The organism is Thalassotalea fonticola (genome assembly GCF_032911225.1).
GTDB lineage: Bacteria > Pseudomonadota > Gammaproteobacteria > Enterobacterales > Alteromonadaceae > Thalassotalea_A > Thalassotalea_A fonticola.
Map to the genome: position 1 here is coordinate 642,490 of NZ_CP136600.1, position 16,940 is coordinate 659,429.

Below are 16,940 nucleotides of genomic sequence, written 5' to 3' on the forward strand. Positions count from 1 at the left end.
CAGTTAACGACTAATGAGGTAAATGCTGCTTGATGGCGTCACTCACTTTCGTTGCTAAAAACTTAGAGCCTTGTTTGTTAAAATGTACATTCAACGGTCGTTGATATTCACTCAAATTTGGTTTTATAGCCGTATACAAATCATTAATGGCAACATTATGTTTAGTCATTATGTTCATTGCCGCCTGATTATATTTTTGTGCGTCTTCTGGAATGCGAGAAGGGGTAACTCCTGCAGGGTAAGGTGTGGTTGTCGCAAAAATTATTACGGCACCCGTTTGTTTAAGACGCTTGACTATAGCATTTAAATTTTTTGCATATTGTTCAATACTCAGGGCTGAAGGCTGGCTAGGATCATTGCTTTTTATTCCCTTTCCATTGGTAATACGTTTTAAATCGTGCAAACCCCAATTAAAATGAATAACATCCCACTTTTTAACATTTTGACTGCTCAGCCAATGCTCAAGCTGTCTAAGCCCTTTTGCAGTGTCACCAGCATTATCTGGTAATTTTCCTTGCGCTTTAATTGGTCGATAAACATTGGCTTTGTCTTTCAGTAGCTCTCTGACATCTAAGGTGTAGCCAATGGAGATGCTATCGCCAATGAGCAATACATTGGGTAATTGCGGTTGTGGTACAGCGGCCCATTTAAACTTTGCTGCCTGCTCTTCAAAAGATCCAGGCTCTACTGCGGCATGAGCTAGACTAGTCGCTGAAAATATAGTGGCTGCGAAGAAGATCATCACCGCGATTACTAACAATTTCTTATACATAAAATTTTCTCTGTTCATATTAACGTTAGGGTTAATTTTTAAAAATATTCACTGCAACATCATTGTGCTGCTTAGTGCCTGGGGTTGAACGGCCGGCATCTACTTGCGACTGTAATAACAAGGTCAATTCAGTAACTTTTTCTGCCATGGTGTCGGCTAAGTTGTGCTGCTCACCGGGATCTGAATCGATATTGTACAATTGAACCGTATTAGCTTTATCTTTTTTAGGTTTGCTCCACCCCCCAGAACCAGAGGCCAGGATCAGTTTCCACGGCCCTTGTCGCATGGCAAAGTGGCCAGAGATTGAATGATGAATGGCATTGTTTCGAACAACTGCTTTTTGACTGTCGTTATCGTCACCAATTAGCAACGGAAGAAAACTGATACTGTCTTCTGCCACATCGTTAGCCAGATTAACGCCTAACAAATCGGATAAAGTGGTAAAAATATCATTTAAGCTAACCAGTTGGTTAGAAGTAGAGTTGGCGAAAATTTCCTTGGGCCAAGAGACAAAAAATGGTACGCGATGACCACCATCCCATGCGTCTGATTTATAACCACGTAAGTGGGCCGAAGGGTAGTGTCCTTTGGCGATTAACTCCGGCGCATTCGATGTTTTCTCTGAGCTGCCGTTATCGGCAGAGCTGATGATAATGGTATTGTCCAATAAATTGTTACGGCGTAAGGCGTCAATAACTTGGCCGGTACTATTATCGGTTTGCATGACAAAATCGGCATGCTCGTTTAAGCCACTTTTTCCTTGCCATGCTTTACTCGGTTTTACCGGACTATGCGGAGAGTTCCATGGGATATACAAAAAAAACGGTTGTTTTGAATGTTTTCGACTATCGATATACGAAACGGCGGCTTGGGTTAAACGGGGCAACATCTGCACCGGGGTAATTTTTTCACTGACCTGTTGGTTTTTAATTAATAGATTCATTTGTCTGGCATGATGAAAACCAAAAAATTGATCGAAGCCACCTTTGTCAATTGGACCTTCAGTCACTTTCGTGCCAATGGCAACATGCTCACTTTTATCATGCTTATCATCAAACAGCATACCCAAGTGCCATTTTCCGATCATATTGGTGTGATAACCTTGGCTTTTTAGCATTTTTGCCAAAGTCAGTCGGTCACCGGTAATTAGCGACTCGCCTCCGGTTAATACGCCTTTTTGTAATCGCGTTCGCCAGGCATATCTCCCGGTTAATAGTGCATAGCGTGTAGGAGTACAAACCGAAGAGGCTGAGTGAGCATCGGTGAAGGTTATGCCGCTTTGCGCGAGTGCATCGAGGTTTGGCGTTGGAATTTTTCCACCCTCAGGATTCAGGTGTTGAATTTCACCGTAACCTAAGTCATCGGCGAGTAAGATGATGATATTCGGTTTGCTTTGCTCTTTTGCATTAGAGGTCGCTATGCTTACTACAAATAAACAGAGCATTAAAAGTAGGGGGAGTGTTAAGGCTTGCATGTTTGCTTCCTTTATCGGCTTTAGTAAACAGAAAACCACTTGTTGGTTATCAACAAGTGGTTTATCAAAGTGATAAACACAGCTTAAGCTTATTGCACCGCTGAAAATTTAACCGTTTGCAAATAAAGGCTAGGAATCTCGGAAGGACGCAAGTTAGGCATAATCACTTCAACCCCTTTGCTGGTTTGACTGAAGGACAATTGGCCATTTACACCGAGCATAGTCACTTTGCTGCTTTTGCTTAGTTGCAGATCTTTAATCAATAACTTACCCGACTCAGGCCAGCGTGGCAAAATGGCATACACATTATTGGCTTTTTTAGTAAAGTATGCCTGTTTCACTGCGTAGCCTGGCTTTGGTGCTGTAGTCATTTCTTTGATCGGGTTACCGTAGTGGTAATCTTTCTTGGTGTAGCTATCACGCTTGCCTTCGCTCCACTGCGCATCTTTGATCCAGTCTTTAGTACCATATATTGCTTCACCATTAACTGTTAGCCAATCACCCATTTCCAATAAACGTGCTTCCATGATAGGTGGAATCCGACCATCGCCGGTAGGGCCAATATCGAGAAGGAAATTACCACCGCGGCTGACAATGTCCACCAGGTTAAAAATTAAATCTTCAGTGCTGGCATATTGGTCGATTGATTCATGACGATTATAGCCAAATGAATGACCAATGCCGCGAGTTTCTTCCCAGGCATGATCACCGTTTGGAAAACCGGTACCGTATTCGGTGGTGTAATAACCGCCGTGCTTGCCACGCACTTTACCCCAACGGTCGTTGATCACCAATTGGTCGCCACGTGGGTTTTCATTTAAGATCCATGGCAGAATTTCTAACGGACGCCAGACATCTTCACCTAAAAACCAGTCGCCATCGGTGTAAAGTACATTCGGCTTGTAGGTGCTTATGAGTTCTTTAATTTGTGGGAAATACACTTCATCAATATATTTGTCTTTATTCTCCAGCCATTTCGGATTGAACCAGTCCCAGATTGAATAGTACAAGCCCATTTTTACATTGGCTTTTTTATTTACCGCCTCGGTGAGCTCACCAACAAGATCACGCTTAGGGCCAATTTCTACCGAATTCCATGGGCGGCCAAAAGACTCGCTGGCATGTTTGTTTGGCCATAATGTGTAGCCTTCATGATGTTTTGACGTTAATACCACATATCTTGCGCCGGCGCGGTCGAAAATATCGGCCCAATGATCGGCGTCAAACAACTCTGCAGTAAACTGCTCGGCAAATTCTTCATACTTAGAGTCTTCGCCATAAACTTTGCTTTGATAGGCTTTTACGTCTTTTTGTACAGCAAGCGCTTTTTTATGAGCTGGTGAACCCGGTCTCATCGGTTGGCCATCAAAGCGAACATTTTTGTTGCCATCTTTGTGGTGCCAATACCATTCAGCATACTGTCCGTGTGGTGAATAAGCGGGTACTGAATACAGCCCCCAATGGATAAAAATCCCAAACCGAGCATCGCGCCACCACTGTGGTGTTTCACGACTGTCAATGGATTGCCAGTTCGGCTGATATTCTTGCGGTGCCCCTAAACTTGCTGTACTCAATGAAAGCATCGAGGTAAGCCCTAAAGAAAGTAACATTTTAATTTTCATTTTTAATCCACTCACAGGTGTACTGTTATTTTATATTTAAAATAACAGTACACCTGTAGGTGGTTTTCGTCAACAAGAAATTTGTGATAGCCATATTCATGAGAAATGATAGATCAGATGTGTGACCAGGAAAATACAAAAGAGGTTGTTTCCCTTCGCTTTTGACTAGTTTAAATTATCAATTATGATTGTATCTGCTACTGATGTCCTATAACCCAACTACTTTAGTTTGAGTATGATTTGAACGGCCGACAATTCCCGCATAATTATAAATGTATTCTGAAAGGGATCCTTTGCCAATAGGTTGCGTGAGTCTACATTTTGTATTTACCCAGGATTTCTCTAGTCAAGAGGAAGTGCAACGCTATGCTGATTTTATGAATGATGTTTGCCAGTTAGTTGCCGTTGATTTTCAAGGCTCTTTAAAAGCAGAGCATGGTACCGGACGTAACATGGCTCCTTTTATTGAAATGGAGTTGGGCAAACAAGGTTTTGTGTTGATGCAAAAAATCAAAGCTGTATTTGATCCTAACAATATATTAAATCCAGGCGTTATTATTAATGATGACAAGCAAGCACATATTAAGTCATTAAAAGTATTGCCTGCAGCAGATGCGTTAATTGACAAATGTATAGAATGTGGTTTTTGTGAACCTGTTTGTCCCTCTAACGGATTAAGTTTTACACCTAGGCAACGTATTACCAGTTATAGAGAAATACAAAGACTACGACAAACCAATGAGAATCCTGAGCTATTAAACGAACTTGAAACAGAATTTAATTATCTAGGTGTTGATACATGTGCCGCAACAGGGCTGTGCGCAGAACGCTGCCCTGTGGGAATAAATACCGGCGATTTGGTGAGAAAACTGCGCAGTGAGAGCAATGCAAAATATCAAATTTTCTGCTTTACTGGCAATGAACTTTTCCGTGGTTGAAAAAACAATCAGGTTGCTACTCGCATTTATGGCTTTTTTTCAAAAGGTCATGGGCAAAAAACACATGCTAAAATTGCAACTTTGTTGCAAAAATTGCCATTAAATATAATTCCGATGTGGAGTAAAGAAACACAACGTCGGGCGACCTATAAACCTGTTTCTATAGTGCATAAGATAATTAGCAATCGTCCTAAAGTTGTTTATTTTCCTAGTTGTGCGAGTCGAACTATGGGCCCTGCAATCGATGCTAAAGAGAAAAACTCTTTACCTGATATAACCTACCAGTTATTTGAAAAAGCGGGTTTTGAGATCATAAGCCCAGATTTTACTGGTCAATGCTGCGGCATGCCTTTTAATAGTAAAGGTATGTTTGAACAAGCGGATCAAAAGTGCAAATCTACCTTGCAGCAATTACATAAATTAAGTAATGACGGTGAGTATCCTATATTAATTGATACCAGCCCATGTAAAGCCATGTTCACTGGAGAGTCTGACCTATATGGCTCTTTAAAAATATATGAACCAGTAGGGTTTATTGAAGATGTTTTATTTGAATATCTTGATTTTACCCCTGTTGATGAAACAATTATGCTGCATGTGACTTGTAGTAGCCGTCGAATGGGGCTTAATGAGAAAATGATCAAACTGGCAAAGCGCTGTGCAAGCAAAGTGATTATTCCTGAGCATATCCATTGTTGTGGTTTTGCCGGTGATAAGGGATTTACTTTTCCTGAGCTGAACGCTAATGCCTTAGCGCCACTGAAAGCACAAATTCCAGAAAATTGTCATAACGGCTACAGTAATTCCCGTACCTGTGAAATTGGCTTGTCTGAGCACTCTGGTATTGATTATCAGTCGATAATTTATTTAGTCGATCGAGCAACCACAGCCAATGAAATTTAATGTTTGATAAATATGACAACGCTTTCACACAATCAACTCATATTGGTCAACAATAATTATATTAAGGTTAAAAAAGTACCAAATTGAGGTAAATATCAGGCAGCTAACATGCCTAAATTTACAATAAGCTTAAATAACTTGGAAAGAAGTACTGATATAATTTATTGTATCTTAAAGCAAAAATAATATAGAGCATAAATAATAGCTGTTGTTTTTATTGATAAAACTGCTAACAACAAATTGTCCTTATAAAGTTAATAACGTCATTCAGGTTCATTTAATTATTACTGTGTAAGGTTTGTCGTAAGAGTAGTTCTATTTTTTAAAAAAAAGTAGCCTCTTTTCAAGTGGAATGAAGATTTATCGTATGTGCAATGGATTAGCTAAAAGCTAAATAGCATTGCACTAGAATATACAGCATTAAATTGATAGGGGAATAAAATGAAACTTAATCAAATTACCAAAGCACTACTGCTAGCTGCAGTTGCTGGTACTACTAGCCAGGCATATGCACAAGAAGCTGAACAACAAGCTAACCAATTAAAAATAGAAACTATTGAGGTTACGGCTCGTAAATACCGTGAAAGTTCACAAGAAGTACCAATTTCAATGACAGTGGTAACTTCAGATGCGCTTGATAATATCGCAGCGTTCGATTTTTCAGATATTACTAAACTTGCCCCTGGCCTTGAAGTTAACGGCAATGATCCTATTAGTGGTACCGTTAAAATGCGTGGTGTTGGTAAAGACGCATTTACTGGTAACATGGATGATTCAGTCGTTATTTTTATTGATGGTGTGGCGCAAACATCAGTTGGTGCGGCGTTTGGTTCACTATCTGATATTGCTCGAGTTGAAGTGTTACGCGGTCCTCAAGGTACTTTATACGGTAAAAATGCACCTGCTGGCGCAATCAATATTACCACTAAAAGTATTGATATGTATGAACTTGGTGGTGGCTTTCAAACCAGCCATGCCTACTATGACGAAACATCAACTTATGGCACTAATAATAAAGCACACATCAATGTACCATTAATTGATGGTACGTTAGGTATGCGCGTATCAGCTTTTTATGATGACAGTGATGGTTATATCCATAATGAGTTTTTGGATGAACCGGCAAACGATTATAAGCGCCAGGGCGCACGAGTGAAAGTGCAATACATTCCAAACGACAATATTGATATTTCGTTTATAGGTAACTATAACGACAGTTATAACGGCCGTGTATTTTCTTATATCCCTGGTTTTGGTCCTGACTTTATTAGTAAACAAGATCCGAAAAATGTTTTCGGTATGATCCACACACCAAAAAGTGAAACCTTTGCCTCACTTTATCCTGATGGCGCCCCTGCAGTCGGAAGCCCAGAAGATTACAGCATTTATGTTGATCAAAATGCTTTTAGTAATACCATACTCAAAGATGGTCAAATCAATTTCAATCTAGACCTTGAAGACCATTCAATCACCTCAATTTCTTACTATCAAGATGTTAGAACACAATTTGTAAGCGATCAAAACGGTACCCCCATTGATGATGAATTATTAGATATTAACACTAAGCAAACTTTGCTATCACAAGAGCTGCGCTTAAGTAATATCGACAATGAAGTGTTTGATTATTTACTTGGTTTCTATTACGCGAAATCTACCACGAAAGGTCCCGGCGGAAAAACTACTTCTAGCTATATAAACGGAATGCAATTAGGTCAATTCGCAGTTGGTGATTTAACGACTGATGTGTTCGGTGAATCGAGTACTGAGTCGTATGGCTATTTTGGTCACTTAACCTATAACATTGATGACCAATGGAGCGTAAGTGGCGGTATACGCTACAATGATGAAAGCAAAACCTTTGAATCGTCTTTAGGCATTAATGGTACGGCATATACTTTCCCTAATCCAATGATGCCAAACGGAGAGTTTCCTTTAAGTGTAACAAGTGATGCTGCACCAAAAGACAAAGACAACTACTACAATGTTTCCGGTAGCTTTAAATTACAGTACAAGCAAGATGCCGACATAATGTATTATCTAGCACTTGATACGGCCTATCGTTCAGGCGGATTTAACTTAAATGCAGTGGACCCATTAGAAGAGCTTAGAACCTTTGGCGCCGAAGATAGTTATTCTACTGAAATCGGAATGAAAAGCAGCTTATTAGATAATCGTTTACAATTTAATGTTGCTTACTATTATCAAGTGTTTGAAGATTACCAATTTGGCGATACCATGCGCACCGATAATCTGTCCTATGTGTTTTCTGATTTAGAATCTGCGACGCCAGTATCATCATTAACCGCTAATCAATCGCACGTATTAAACGCTGAAGAAGCGGTGAGTACCGGTATTGAAACTGACTTTATTTACTTGTTATCTGAAAATTTTGTGATCACCGGTGCTTTAACCTATATCGACACCGAATATAAAGAGTTTATGGGGTTTTGCGATAACGGTGCTGAACCAACTGATCACTTGTACTGTGATTTCTCCGGTGAATCTATCGGATCTAATTTTGGTCTGGCGCCAGCATCTTGGGTAGGTAATATTCAGCCACTTTATTATACCAATGTTGATGCCTGGGGCGTGAAACTTTCTAACTCTGTTCAAATTAATTATGATGATGTAAAAGAAGTGAATGCTGATTATCACTTAGGGTTTGAACCTTTAAACGGTAACTGGAGCTTGAAGTTTTTTATCAAAAACTTACTTGACCGTAAGCCGGGTGAAGTCAGCTCTCGTCTAGTTGGCGGCAGTTCTGATACTTACGCTTATGACATGATTGCACCTCGTCAAGTTGGTATGACATTTGGTTACACCTTCTAATATAAGTCACATATAAACAAAGCCTGTTAGTTGTTAATTAACAGGCTTTTTTGTACATAATTGCATTTACGAATAATGTAATAAAGTCTGTGATTGATATAAAGACTTTGGCTATACTAAATTAATCAATAGCTTATTAAATATTATAAAAGAGTATTATCATGCGAATTTTACTTGTTGAGGATGATTACCAACTGGGTGAATCATTAGTGTCGGCACTCAGTATCGAAAATTATGCAGTTGATTTGGAAACCGATGGTGCCAAAGTTATTCCAATGTTAAATGCTGGCGATTACGACATGATGGTTTTGGATTTAGGTTTACCGAATGTTTCAGGCGATGAAATTCTTAAAAAATTACGCGCCGCCGATGATCCTATGCCAGTCTTGGTCCTTACCGCGCGCAATACTACCGCCGATATGATCGAAAGCCTCGATTTGGGCGCCGACGACTACCTAACCAAGCCATTTGATATTGATGAGTTGTTTGCCCGTTTACGCTCATTACATCGTCGTAGTAGCGGTAGAGCCAGGCCTGTATTGATTTCTGGTGATGTCGAACTAGAGCCGAAAGAGCAAGTAGTCACCAAAGCCGGTATTCCGGTCACCTTAACTGCCAAAGAGTTGTCGGTACTGGAAGCGTTAATGTCTCGTGCCGGCCGTTTTGTATCAAAATCACGTTTAGAAGAGGGTATGTATACCTGGGGAGATGAAGTAGAAAGTAATACCGTTGAAGTGTATATTTCCCGCTTGCGTAAATATTTTGGCAGTGACTTTATTGAAACCTTAAGAAGCGTTGGCTATCGCGTAAAAAAAGGCTGATCCGGGAGTGAAAAATTACTCGTTAAAAACCAGAATGGTACTATTTGGCTTAATGTTGCATGCCGCCATCTGGTTGTTGGCTGCCTCCGCGTCTTCTTATACGGCAGCGCACGTTATTTTTCAAACCTTAGATAAAGATTTACAAGAACAAGCTCGATTTGTTCGTTTTTCGTCCAGGCTTTTTCAAAGCTTTTATAGCAAATTTGACGTTAATGAGGGCTACGATCCGCTCAAAGATGGTTCTGCAATAAGTGAGAGTATTGGCTGGGGCAATGTCAATGTTGTGATAAATGATACTAAGGGAAACTTAATTTTTCGCTCTTCCAACGCTCCTGGTTTTGACTTTCCTACCGGCAATGGTTTCGTCGATGATATGTTTATACAAAACGGCGAAGAAACGCATTGGCGGATTTATAACGAAAACATCGATGGCATATTTTGGGTCTCAGTTGGTATGAACACCAAACAAGCTAAACAAAGTGCAATCGATTTTGGCCTTAAAGCGTTATACCCTATGATCTTGATCATTCCATTGACCATTATTGGGGTTTACATTGGTAGCAAAAAAGGTCTCGCGGCAATCAATAAAATCGCCAGTGACGTTGCGCATCGTAATCCGTCGTCTCTGGTAGCAATTTCAGATATCAATATCCCTGAAGAAGTCTTTCCGTTAGTTAAATCCCTCAATGGTCTACTCGTTCGATTGGCAAGTGCTATCGAAAATGAACACCGCTTTACCGCCAATGCCGCTCATGAATTACAAACACCTCTGGCAGCTATTAAAACTGAACTGCAATTATGTCAACGTCGTTCTAAAACATCGGAAGTTCAAGCTGAACTAGATAGAATTTCCGCTAGAGTTGATCGTGCAGTTTATACCGTTCGACAGCTATTAACCTTGGCTCGCATCGAATCGGAAGACTCGCAACTTAAAATGGCGGTGATCGACTTACATGATGTCGTTGCAGAAGACTTGGCCGATTTAGCCCATTTAGCGGTTGAACGTCAGGTACAAATTGATTTTGCTGAGCATGGGCCATGGCAAATACTGGGCAACAAAGAAGTGTTGAGTATTTTGATCCGCAACTTATTTACCAACGCATTTCGCTATGCCACTGCAGGCGGGCAAGTGAAAATTTCGGCAAATGTGTTAACCGACAAGATTGAATTTTATGTCGCCAATGAGTGCGTCGTAATGGATCAACAACAACGAGAGAAACTCACTGACAGTTTTTATCGCTTGCCCGGAAATGAAATGCCCGGCGCTGGCCTTGGTTTATCAATTGTGCAGCGGATTGTTGAAGTACATCATGCAGATTTAGCAATTCAACCGTGGCACAACGAGCAAGGGATCATGGTTAAGGTCACGTTTCCGATAAAGCAACCCACATAAGCGGATCGTCATTAAAATAATTCTCATACCAGTTCGCGTAATGATTAGATCATTATACGGATTGGTATCATACTCAGTTAATTAAAAATACACCGATTTTGAATCAAATTGGTAGCACTGCGTGCCAACCCCTTCCTTAGCTAATACTAGGTTTTCGCCTGCTTTCAGATACGTTTAAGCTGCTGCTTATACACTAGCCGCTATTATTTCTCTTTATAGGGCTTTCTTATGTCAAAATTAGCGGTGATCACCGGCGGTGAATCCGGGATCGGACTAGCATCTGCTCAATTATTAATGGCACAGCAATATCAGGTGGTTGTGCTTGGTTTACATGAAAATGAAGAGCTAAGCAGGAAAAATATTGGTTTTTATCGTTGTGATGTTAGTAGTGCAACTGAGGTGCAGCAAGCCTTTCACAAAATTGTAGCCGAGTATGGCAACATCGATTGCTTAATCAATAATGCCGGCATACTTTCCTACGGCACTGCCGTTGATTTAGACGAAAGCGAATGGGACCGAGTGATGGCAGTCAATGTTAAAGGGCCTTTCTTGTGTGCTAAATATTGCATTCCCCAGATGAATGACAATGCCGTTATCATCAATGTTGCCAGCGTGCAATCCTTTGTTGCCCAGCCATTTGTTGCCGCTTATGCAACCAGTAAAGCGGCTATTTTGGGTTTAACTCGCTCTATTGCCATCGACTTTGCCCCTAAAGTGCGTTGTGTTGCCGTGTGTCCTGGCACCATAGATACACCAATGTTGCGTGATGCCATGCAGCAAGCGGCTGAGCCCGAAGCGATGATGGAAGAATTAAATGCCAGTCACTTAACCGGTCGTATTGGACAACCGGAAGAAGTAGCCGAACTCATTGCCTTTCTTTGCAGCAATAAATGCGGCTTTATCAATGGTCAGGCGATCCGCGTTGATGGAGGCTTAGGCGTCAATATCGGCGGCAGTAAAAATTAATGTTAGCGGGACTATGCATTCTTAGTAGTTCCGCACAATTTTAGTGGAATAGAAAATGAAAATCACAAAAATAGAAACTATCCGTTTAACGGAGTTTGGCAACTTATGCTGGGTACAGCTGCATACGGACGAGGGTTACATTGGCCTGGGAGAAACTTTTATGGGGCCTGCTGCAGTTGAAGCTTACATCCATGAAACCGTGGCACCGTATTTGTTAGGAAAAGATCCTTTACAAATAGATAAGCACTGGCGTGAACTCTATGGCTACTTAGGTTTTCGCAGCAGTGGTGTTGAAATGCGCGGTAATTCTGCTATCGATATAGCACTTTGGGATCTATGGGGCAAGAAAACCGAGCAACCCGTCTATCAATTACTCGGCGGTAAATCGCGTGACACCATACGCACTTATAATACTTGTGCCGGTTACTCCTATATTCGTTCATCTGACGGTCAAACCTCAGATAATTTTGGCTTGCCAACCGATGAGCCGGAAGGGCCGTATGAAGATTTGGATGCGTTTTTACATCGCGCCGATGAGCTTGCCATTAGTTTGTTAGAGCAAGGCATTACCGCAATGAAAATTTGGCCATTTGATTTTGCTGCTGAGGCAAACGATGGCCAATACATTACCAACGAGCAACTCGAACAAGCACTTGAGCCGTTTAAGAAAATACGCGCCGCTGTCGGGAACAAGATGGATATTATGGTTGAATGTCATTCGTTGTGGAATTTACCAACCGCGATAAAAATTTCAAAAGCACTTGAGCCTTATACACCGATGTGGATTGAAGATCCGGTAAAAATGGACAGCTTATCTGTGGTTAAAGAATTTCGAGACCGCACCAGTATTCCGGTAACCGCAAGTGAAACCATTGCCACCCGTTGGGGCTTTAAAGATTTACTCGAAAACAATGCCACTGATTTTGTCATGTTAGATATAGGTTGGGTAGGCGGTATTTCCGAAGCGAAGAAAATCTCCACCATGGCTGAAGCTTATCAGTTGCCGGTTGCACCGCATGATTGTACTGGGCCAGTAGTGTTAACCGCATCTTGTCATTTATCACTTAATGCACCAAATGCTGTGATCCAAGAATCAGTGCGGGCCCTTTATACCGGCTGGTATACGCAAGTAATGGACAACTTACCTGAAGTCAAAGATGGCAATATCACTCCGCCGAAGGGCAATGGGCTTGGTATTAAATTCAAACCCGAAGTATTTAACCGAAAAGACTTAGTTATTAAAGTAAGTCAGTTGTAATTAAAACAAATTATAGGAAATAGTAATGAAATTATTACGTGTAGGCGCTAATGGCGCAGAAAAGCCGGCAATATTAGATGAAAATGGTGAGATCCGTGACTTATCTTACATTGTTGAAGATATTTCTGGAGCACATTTATCTAAAGAAAGTTTAACAAAATTAACTGAACTTGATTTATCAACCTTACCTTTGATTGATGAAGATACCCGCATCGGGGCTTGTGTTGGCAACGTAGGTAAATTTGTTTGTATCGGCCTTAACTACGCTGATCATGCAGAAGAAGCAAATATGCCTATTCCACAAGAACCAATTGTTTTTAACAAATGGACCAGTGCTATATGTGGTCCAAATGACGATATTGTGAAACCAAGTTCAAGTACCAAAATGGATTGGGAAGTTGAATTGGGAATTGTCATCGGCGCAGATGCGAAAAATGTTTCTGAGTCTGATGCTTTAGATCATGTTGCGGGCTACTGTTTAATTAACGACGTATCGGAGCGCAATTTCCAATTAGAAATCAGTGGTGGTCAGTGGGACAAAGGAAAAGGCTGCGATACCTTTGGTCCAACAGGGCCGTGGTTAGTGACAAAGGATGAGGTAGGAGATGTTCTTGATCTTGATATGAACTTAAGTGTTAATGGTAGGACTTTTCAAAATGGCAACACCAAAACAATGATCTTTAAACCTGCATTTCTTGTTGCTTACCTGAGTAAATTTATGACTTTAAACGCGGGCGATATTATTTCAACCGGAACGCCTCCTGGCGTTGGAATGGGACAAAGTCCTGAAGTCTTCTTAAATGTAGGAGATAAAATTAGCCTTTCTATTCAAGCTCTTGGCAGCCAAACGCAAACGATTGTCGCCGAAGTTTAGGTTATAAAGCCACCTTAACGTTGAGCTAAAGCATGAATTTTTCAAAATGAACCATTTTGTTGAATTCATGCTTGCTCAAATAACGAATTGTGAATGATTCTATTTTGCTCACACTTTCAGTCTTGCTTCGTTAACTCAATCTTCAATAATTCTTTAATTCTATAGAGTTAGTCAGTTTTCCATAACCATTGCTGGTGCACAGGCAAGTTATTGTGAATATCATAGGCTTTTAACAATACGCCATTTTCAACAATATCGATTTCGAAAAAACCTTCTGCTGATGAGGCAAATTGAGAATTCTCGTTAATCCCAACTCCGGTAAGTTTTTTGCTGTTGGCTGCGCCGCTTACTAAGCTATATTGTGGTCCGAAATTGTTATCATTTTTAAACAGTTGCAAGGAATGTTCATGACCAGCGGCAAACACGGTTTTCTTGTAGGGAGATAGTGCGACTTTCAGCCGCTGTATTAACCGCTGATATACAGCACTATCAAGATCTTGAACATTCTCGCCATTCAATAATTCCAAAAAGTACTCATAAAGCTGAAGACCAACTTGCGTATAATAGCCACCATGCGGACCAACCGTTTCAACAGGGTGGTGAGCACTGATAAGTATCACATTATCAGGGTGTTGCTGATAAGATTGCTGTAGCAGTTGTTCAAGCTGTCGCATCGCCAACTCAAAAGAATTGACATCGGCTTTGAGCAACCACATAGAGTCGATAAATACTATGCTGATACCTTCTCGATATAAGATTTCGGGAAGGGGATTGGCGTTGTTCTGGAAGGGCACAAAACGGGTGTTTGTTTTATACTTTTTTGCATATGCTTTAATAAAGTTAGCTTGAGAATCAACCTGGTTTGCATACCAGTCATGATTACCGGGCACAATAAACATTTCGGCGTTACTATCTCGTGCCATTTGTAACTGCGCCTCTAAATGGCTGATATCTTCAAGTTGCTCTTCATCAAATTCTGTTTGCCCAATTGATTTTTTTGGGAAACCGTTGGCATAAATATTATCGCCTAACATAATGATAGCCGTTTGCTCTGGCGCTAATTTTGCTCGCTCAACCGATTTTTGTAAACTTGCCTGTAATGGAGAAATTGCAGATAAACCTGCGTCACCAAGTAATAATATTCGCTGTTTTAAAGGGCCTAGATTTTCAGCCGTAACTGCGAGTGTTGAATTGCTAAACGTTACATTTTTTGAGGGCGCATTCACGCTGTAAACGCACAATATTAAAACTAAACTAATAAAGATTTTGCCAAACATCATAAGCTCCAAGTTTTAAGTGTTAACCATCCTTGGAACTTCTAAGTAAATTGTTCCATGAATTAACAGAACTTTAACCATCCTTGGAACTTCTAAGTAAATTCTTCCATGAATTAACAGAATTTTAACCATCCTTGGAACTTCTAAGTAAATTCTTCCATGAATTAACAGAATTTTAACCATCCTTGGAAATTCTAAGTAAATTCTTCCATGAATTTAACAGGCATCACGGTGATATTGATTATTTACTTGTCGTAATATTTGCAAGCTATTGTCATCTTGTAGTTCTAACGGCAAAAGTGCTTGAGGCAAGTCTTGATAAGCTATAAAACGAGCAAATCGGCTAATGGCGTCACTACCCACACTGGTGGTTGCCGGTGAAGAACAAGCCGGGTAAGGGCCACTGTGCTGTTGCGATGCGCATACTTCTACGCCGGTTGGAAAACCATTAACAATTAAACGCCCAACATGACTTTCCAAAATGTCAGCTAGGGGTTTAGCTAAATCATCATTATCCTGGCATTGAATTGTAGCGGTTAAATTGCCGTGAATAGCATTAGCCACCATCAGCAATTCTTCTATATTTTGACAAGTCACTAACAAGCTGACGGGACCAAACGCTTCACTGTGTAAATCGTCATCATTTAGAAACGCTTGCGCAGAGGTTGCTAATAAACTGTTCGGTGTTTTTAAGCTGTTGTTATCTAACACGCCGCCGGCAAGTACCTCAACGGCTGCATTATTGACTAAGCTGTTGATACTGCTTTGTAACCCACTGGCAATACTTGGGTGTAACAAGTAACCTTGATTAGCCTCATTGATAGCCGCGATTAAATCGGATTTAAATGCGTCACTTTCCAGCGTCACAATAACGCCAGGTGACGTACAAAATTGTCCTGTGCCCATTGCAATTGAACCGGCCAAACCATTAGCGATTTCATTGCCTCGCGCTTGCAAAGCATCAGGGGTAATAAATACTGGATTGGTACTGCCCATTTCCGCATAAACCGGGATTGGGATGGCACGGGTCGCAGCAAGATCCATGATGGAGCGGCCAGCCGTTAATGAACCGGTAAAACCTATGGCTTGAATGGCTTCATTAACCACTAAACTTTGTGCCAATGTGAGTGTTGAGCCTTGTAGCATGGAAATCGTTTTACTGTCTATCCCACATTTTTTTAGTGCTCGTTCGGCGGCAAGCATGCATAGCTCCGACGTTGCCGGATGAGCAGGGTGCGCTTTAATTATCACCGGATTTCCTGCGGCCAATGCTGAGGCAGTATCACCACCTAAGACACCAAATGCCAGCGGGAAATTTGATGCTGGGAACACTAATACCGGACCTATCGGACGTAGCATTCTACGCAGATCGGGTTTCGGCGGAGTTCTTTGCGCGTCACTAGTATCAATACTGGCACGTACCCAGAAGCCATCTTTGAGCATATTGGCAAAAGCACGTATTTGATTACAAGTACGGCCACGCTCGCCAGTTAATCGCACCAGACCTAAGCCGGTTTCGTCATTGGCGGTATTAAGCAAATCATCGCCCAAGTTTTCAATTTCCAGAGCAATTTGTTCTAAAAACAGTGCACGTTGTTGACCACTAAGACTCTTATATGCTGCAAAGCTTGCTTTAGCGCCGGCAACAGCCCCACTAGCATCGACTTCGGTTGCAGATAAAAATTGCGTGATTGGTTCATTACTAACCGGGTTATGGCTGCTAAAGGCTTGGCCTTGGGTTGTTTGCCATTGACCTTTAATAAAGCTTTTTTTCGTTAAATTCATCAGAGTTCCAATAAAATATTAAATAATG

At 41.0% G+C, this 16,940-nt stretch carries 13 protein-coding genes; 8 read left to right on the plus strand and 5 right to left on the minus strand.

Annotated features, from left to right (window positions below):
- Positions 1 to 10: 10 nt before the first annotated feature.
- From RI844_RS02630 to RI844_RS02640, 3 genes are all read right to left on the minus strand, one after another.
- On the minus strand, positions 11 to 772 hold the full coding sequence (locus RI844_RS02630) for an SGNH/GDSL hydrolase family protein (RefSeq protein WP_348396922.1): 762 nt from the start codon (positions 770 to 772) through the stop codon (positions 11 to 13).
- Positions 773 to 803: 31 nt separating this feature from the next.
- Positions 804 to 2,246, minus strand: coding sequence for a sulfatase family protein (locus tag RI844_RS02635; RefSeq protein WP_348396923.1), 1,443 nt, complete (start codon positions 2,244 to 2,246; stop codon positions 804 to 806).
- A gap of 89 nt (positions 2,247 to 2,335) precedes the next feature.
- The gene (locus RI844_RS02640) at positions 2,336 to 3,868 is read right to left on the minus strand and encodes an alpha-L-fucosidase (protein ID WP_348396924.1); all 1,533 of its coding nucleotides are present in this window, start codon (positions 3,866 to 3,868) and stop codon (positions 2,336 to 2,338) included.
- 293 nt (positions 3,869 to 4,161) lie between these two features.
- On the opposite strand from RI844_RS02640, the gene RI844_RS02645 reads away from it, so the two are divergent.
- The 8 genes from RI844_RS02645 to RI844_RS02680 all read left to right on the plus strand — a co-directional run bounded on the left by RI844_RS02645 (position 4,162) and on the right by RI844_RS02680 (position 13,850).
- Positions 4,162 to 4,806: a (Fe-S)-binding protein gene (locus RI844_RS02645; RefSeq protein ID WP_348396925.1), complete on the plus strand. Its 645-nt coding sequence runs from the start codon at positions 4,162 to 4,164 to the stop codon at positions 4,804 to 4,806.
- Between the two features lie 114 nt (positions 4,807 to 4,920).
- Entirely contained in the window at positions 4,921 to 5,709 is a 789-nt protein-coding gene (locus RI844_RS02650; RefSeq protein WP_348398306.1) for a (Fe-S)-binding protein, read from the plus strand.
- A 441-nt stretch (positions 5,710 to 6,150) separates the two neighbouring features.
- A complete protein-coding gene (locus tag RI844_RS02655; RefSeq protein ID WP_348396926.1) occupies positions 6,151 to 8,538 on the plus strand; it encodes a TonB-dependent receptor in 2,388 nt (795 codons plus the stop codon).
- A gap of 161 nt (positions 8,539 to 8,699) precedes the next feature.
- Positions 8,700 to 9,359, plus strand: a complete 660-nt coding sequence (locus tag RI844_RS02660) for a response regulator transcription factor (protein WP_348396927.1) — start codon at positions 8,700 to 8,702, stop codon at positions 9,357 to 9,359.
- Positions 9,360 to 9,366: 7 nt separating this feature from the next.
- On the plus strand, positions 9,367 to 10,752 hold the full coding sequence (locus tag RI844_RS02665; RefSeq protein ID WP_348396928.1) for an ATP-binding protein: 1,386 nt from the start codon (positions 9,367 to 9,369) through the stop codon (positions 10,750 to 10,752).
- A 228-nt stretch (positions 10,753 to 10,980) separates the two neighbouring features.
- Entirely contained in the window at positions 10,981 to 11,718 is a 738-nt protein-coding gene (locus RI844_RS02670) for an SDR family oxidoreductase (protein WP_348396929.1), read from the plus strand.
- A 55-nt stretch (positions 11,719 to 11,773) separates the two neighbouring features.
- Positions 11,774 to 12,976, plus strand: a complete 1,203-nt coding sequence (locus tag RI844_RS02675) for a mandelate racemase/muconate lactonizing enzyme family protein (RefSeq protein WP_348396930.1) — start codon at positions 11,774 to 11,776, stop codon at positions 12,974 to 12,976.
- Between the two features lie 25 nt (positions 12,977 to 13,001).
- Positions 13,002 to 13,850 carry a fumarylacetoacetate hydrolase family protein gene (locus tag RI844_RS02680; protein ID WP_348396931.1) on the plus strand — a complete coding sequence of 283 codons (849 nt, stop codon included), beginning with the start codon at positions 13,002 to 13,004 and terminating at the stop codon, positions 13,848 to 13,850.
- A 167-nt stretch (positions 13,851 to 14,017) separates the two neighbouring features.
- On the opposite strand, the gene RI844_RS02685 is transcribed toward RI844_RS02680, so the two are convergent.
- On the minus strand, positions 14,018 to 15,076 hold the full coding sequence (locus tag RI844_RS02685; protein WP_348396932.1) for a metallophosphoesterase: 1,059 nt from the start codon (positions 15,074 to 15,076) through the stop codon (positions 14,018 to 14,020).
- Between the two features lie 267 nt (positions 15,077 to 15,343).
- Positions 15,344 to 16,912 (minus strand): aldehyde dehydrogenase (NADP(+)), encoded by a 1,569-nt coding sequence (locus RI844_RS02690; protein ID WP_348396933.1) that lies wholly within the window; start codon positions 16,910 to 16,912, stop codon positions 15,344 to 15,346.
- Positions 16,913 to 16,940 lie beyond the last annotated feature (28 nt).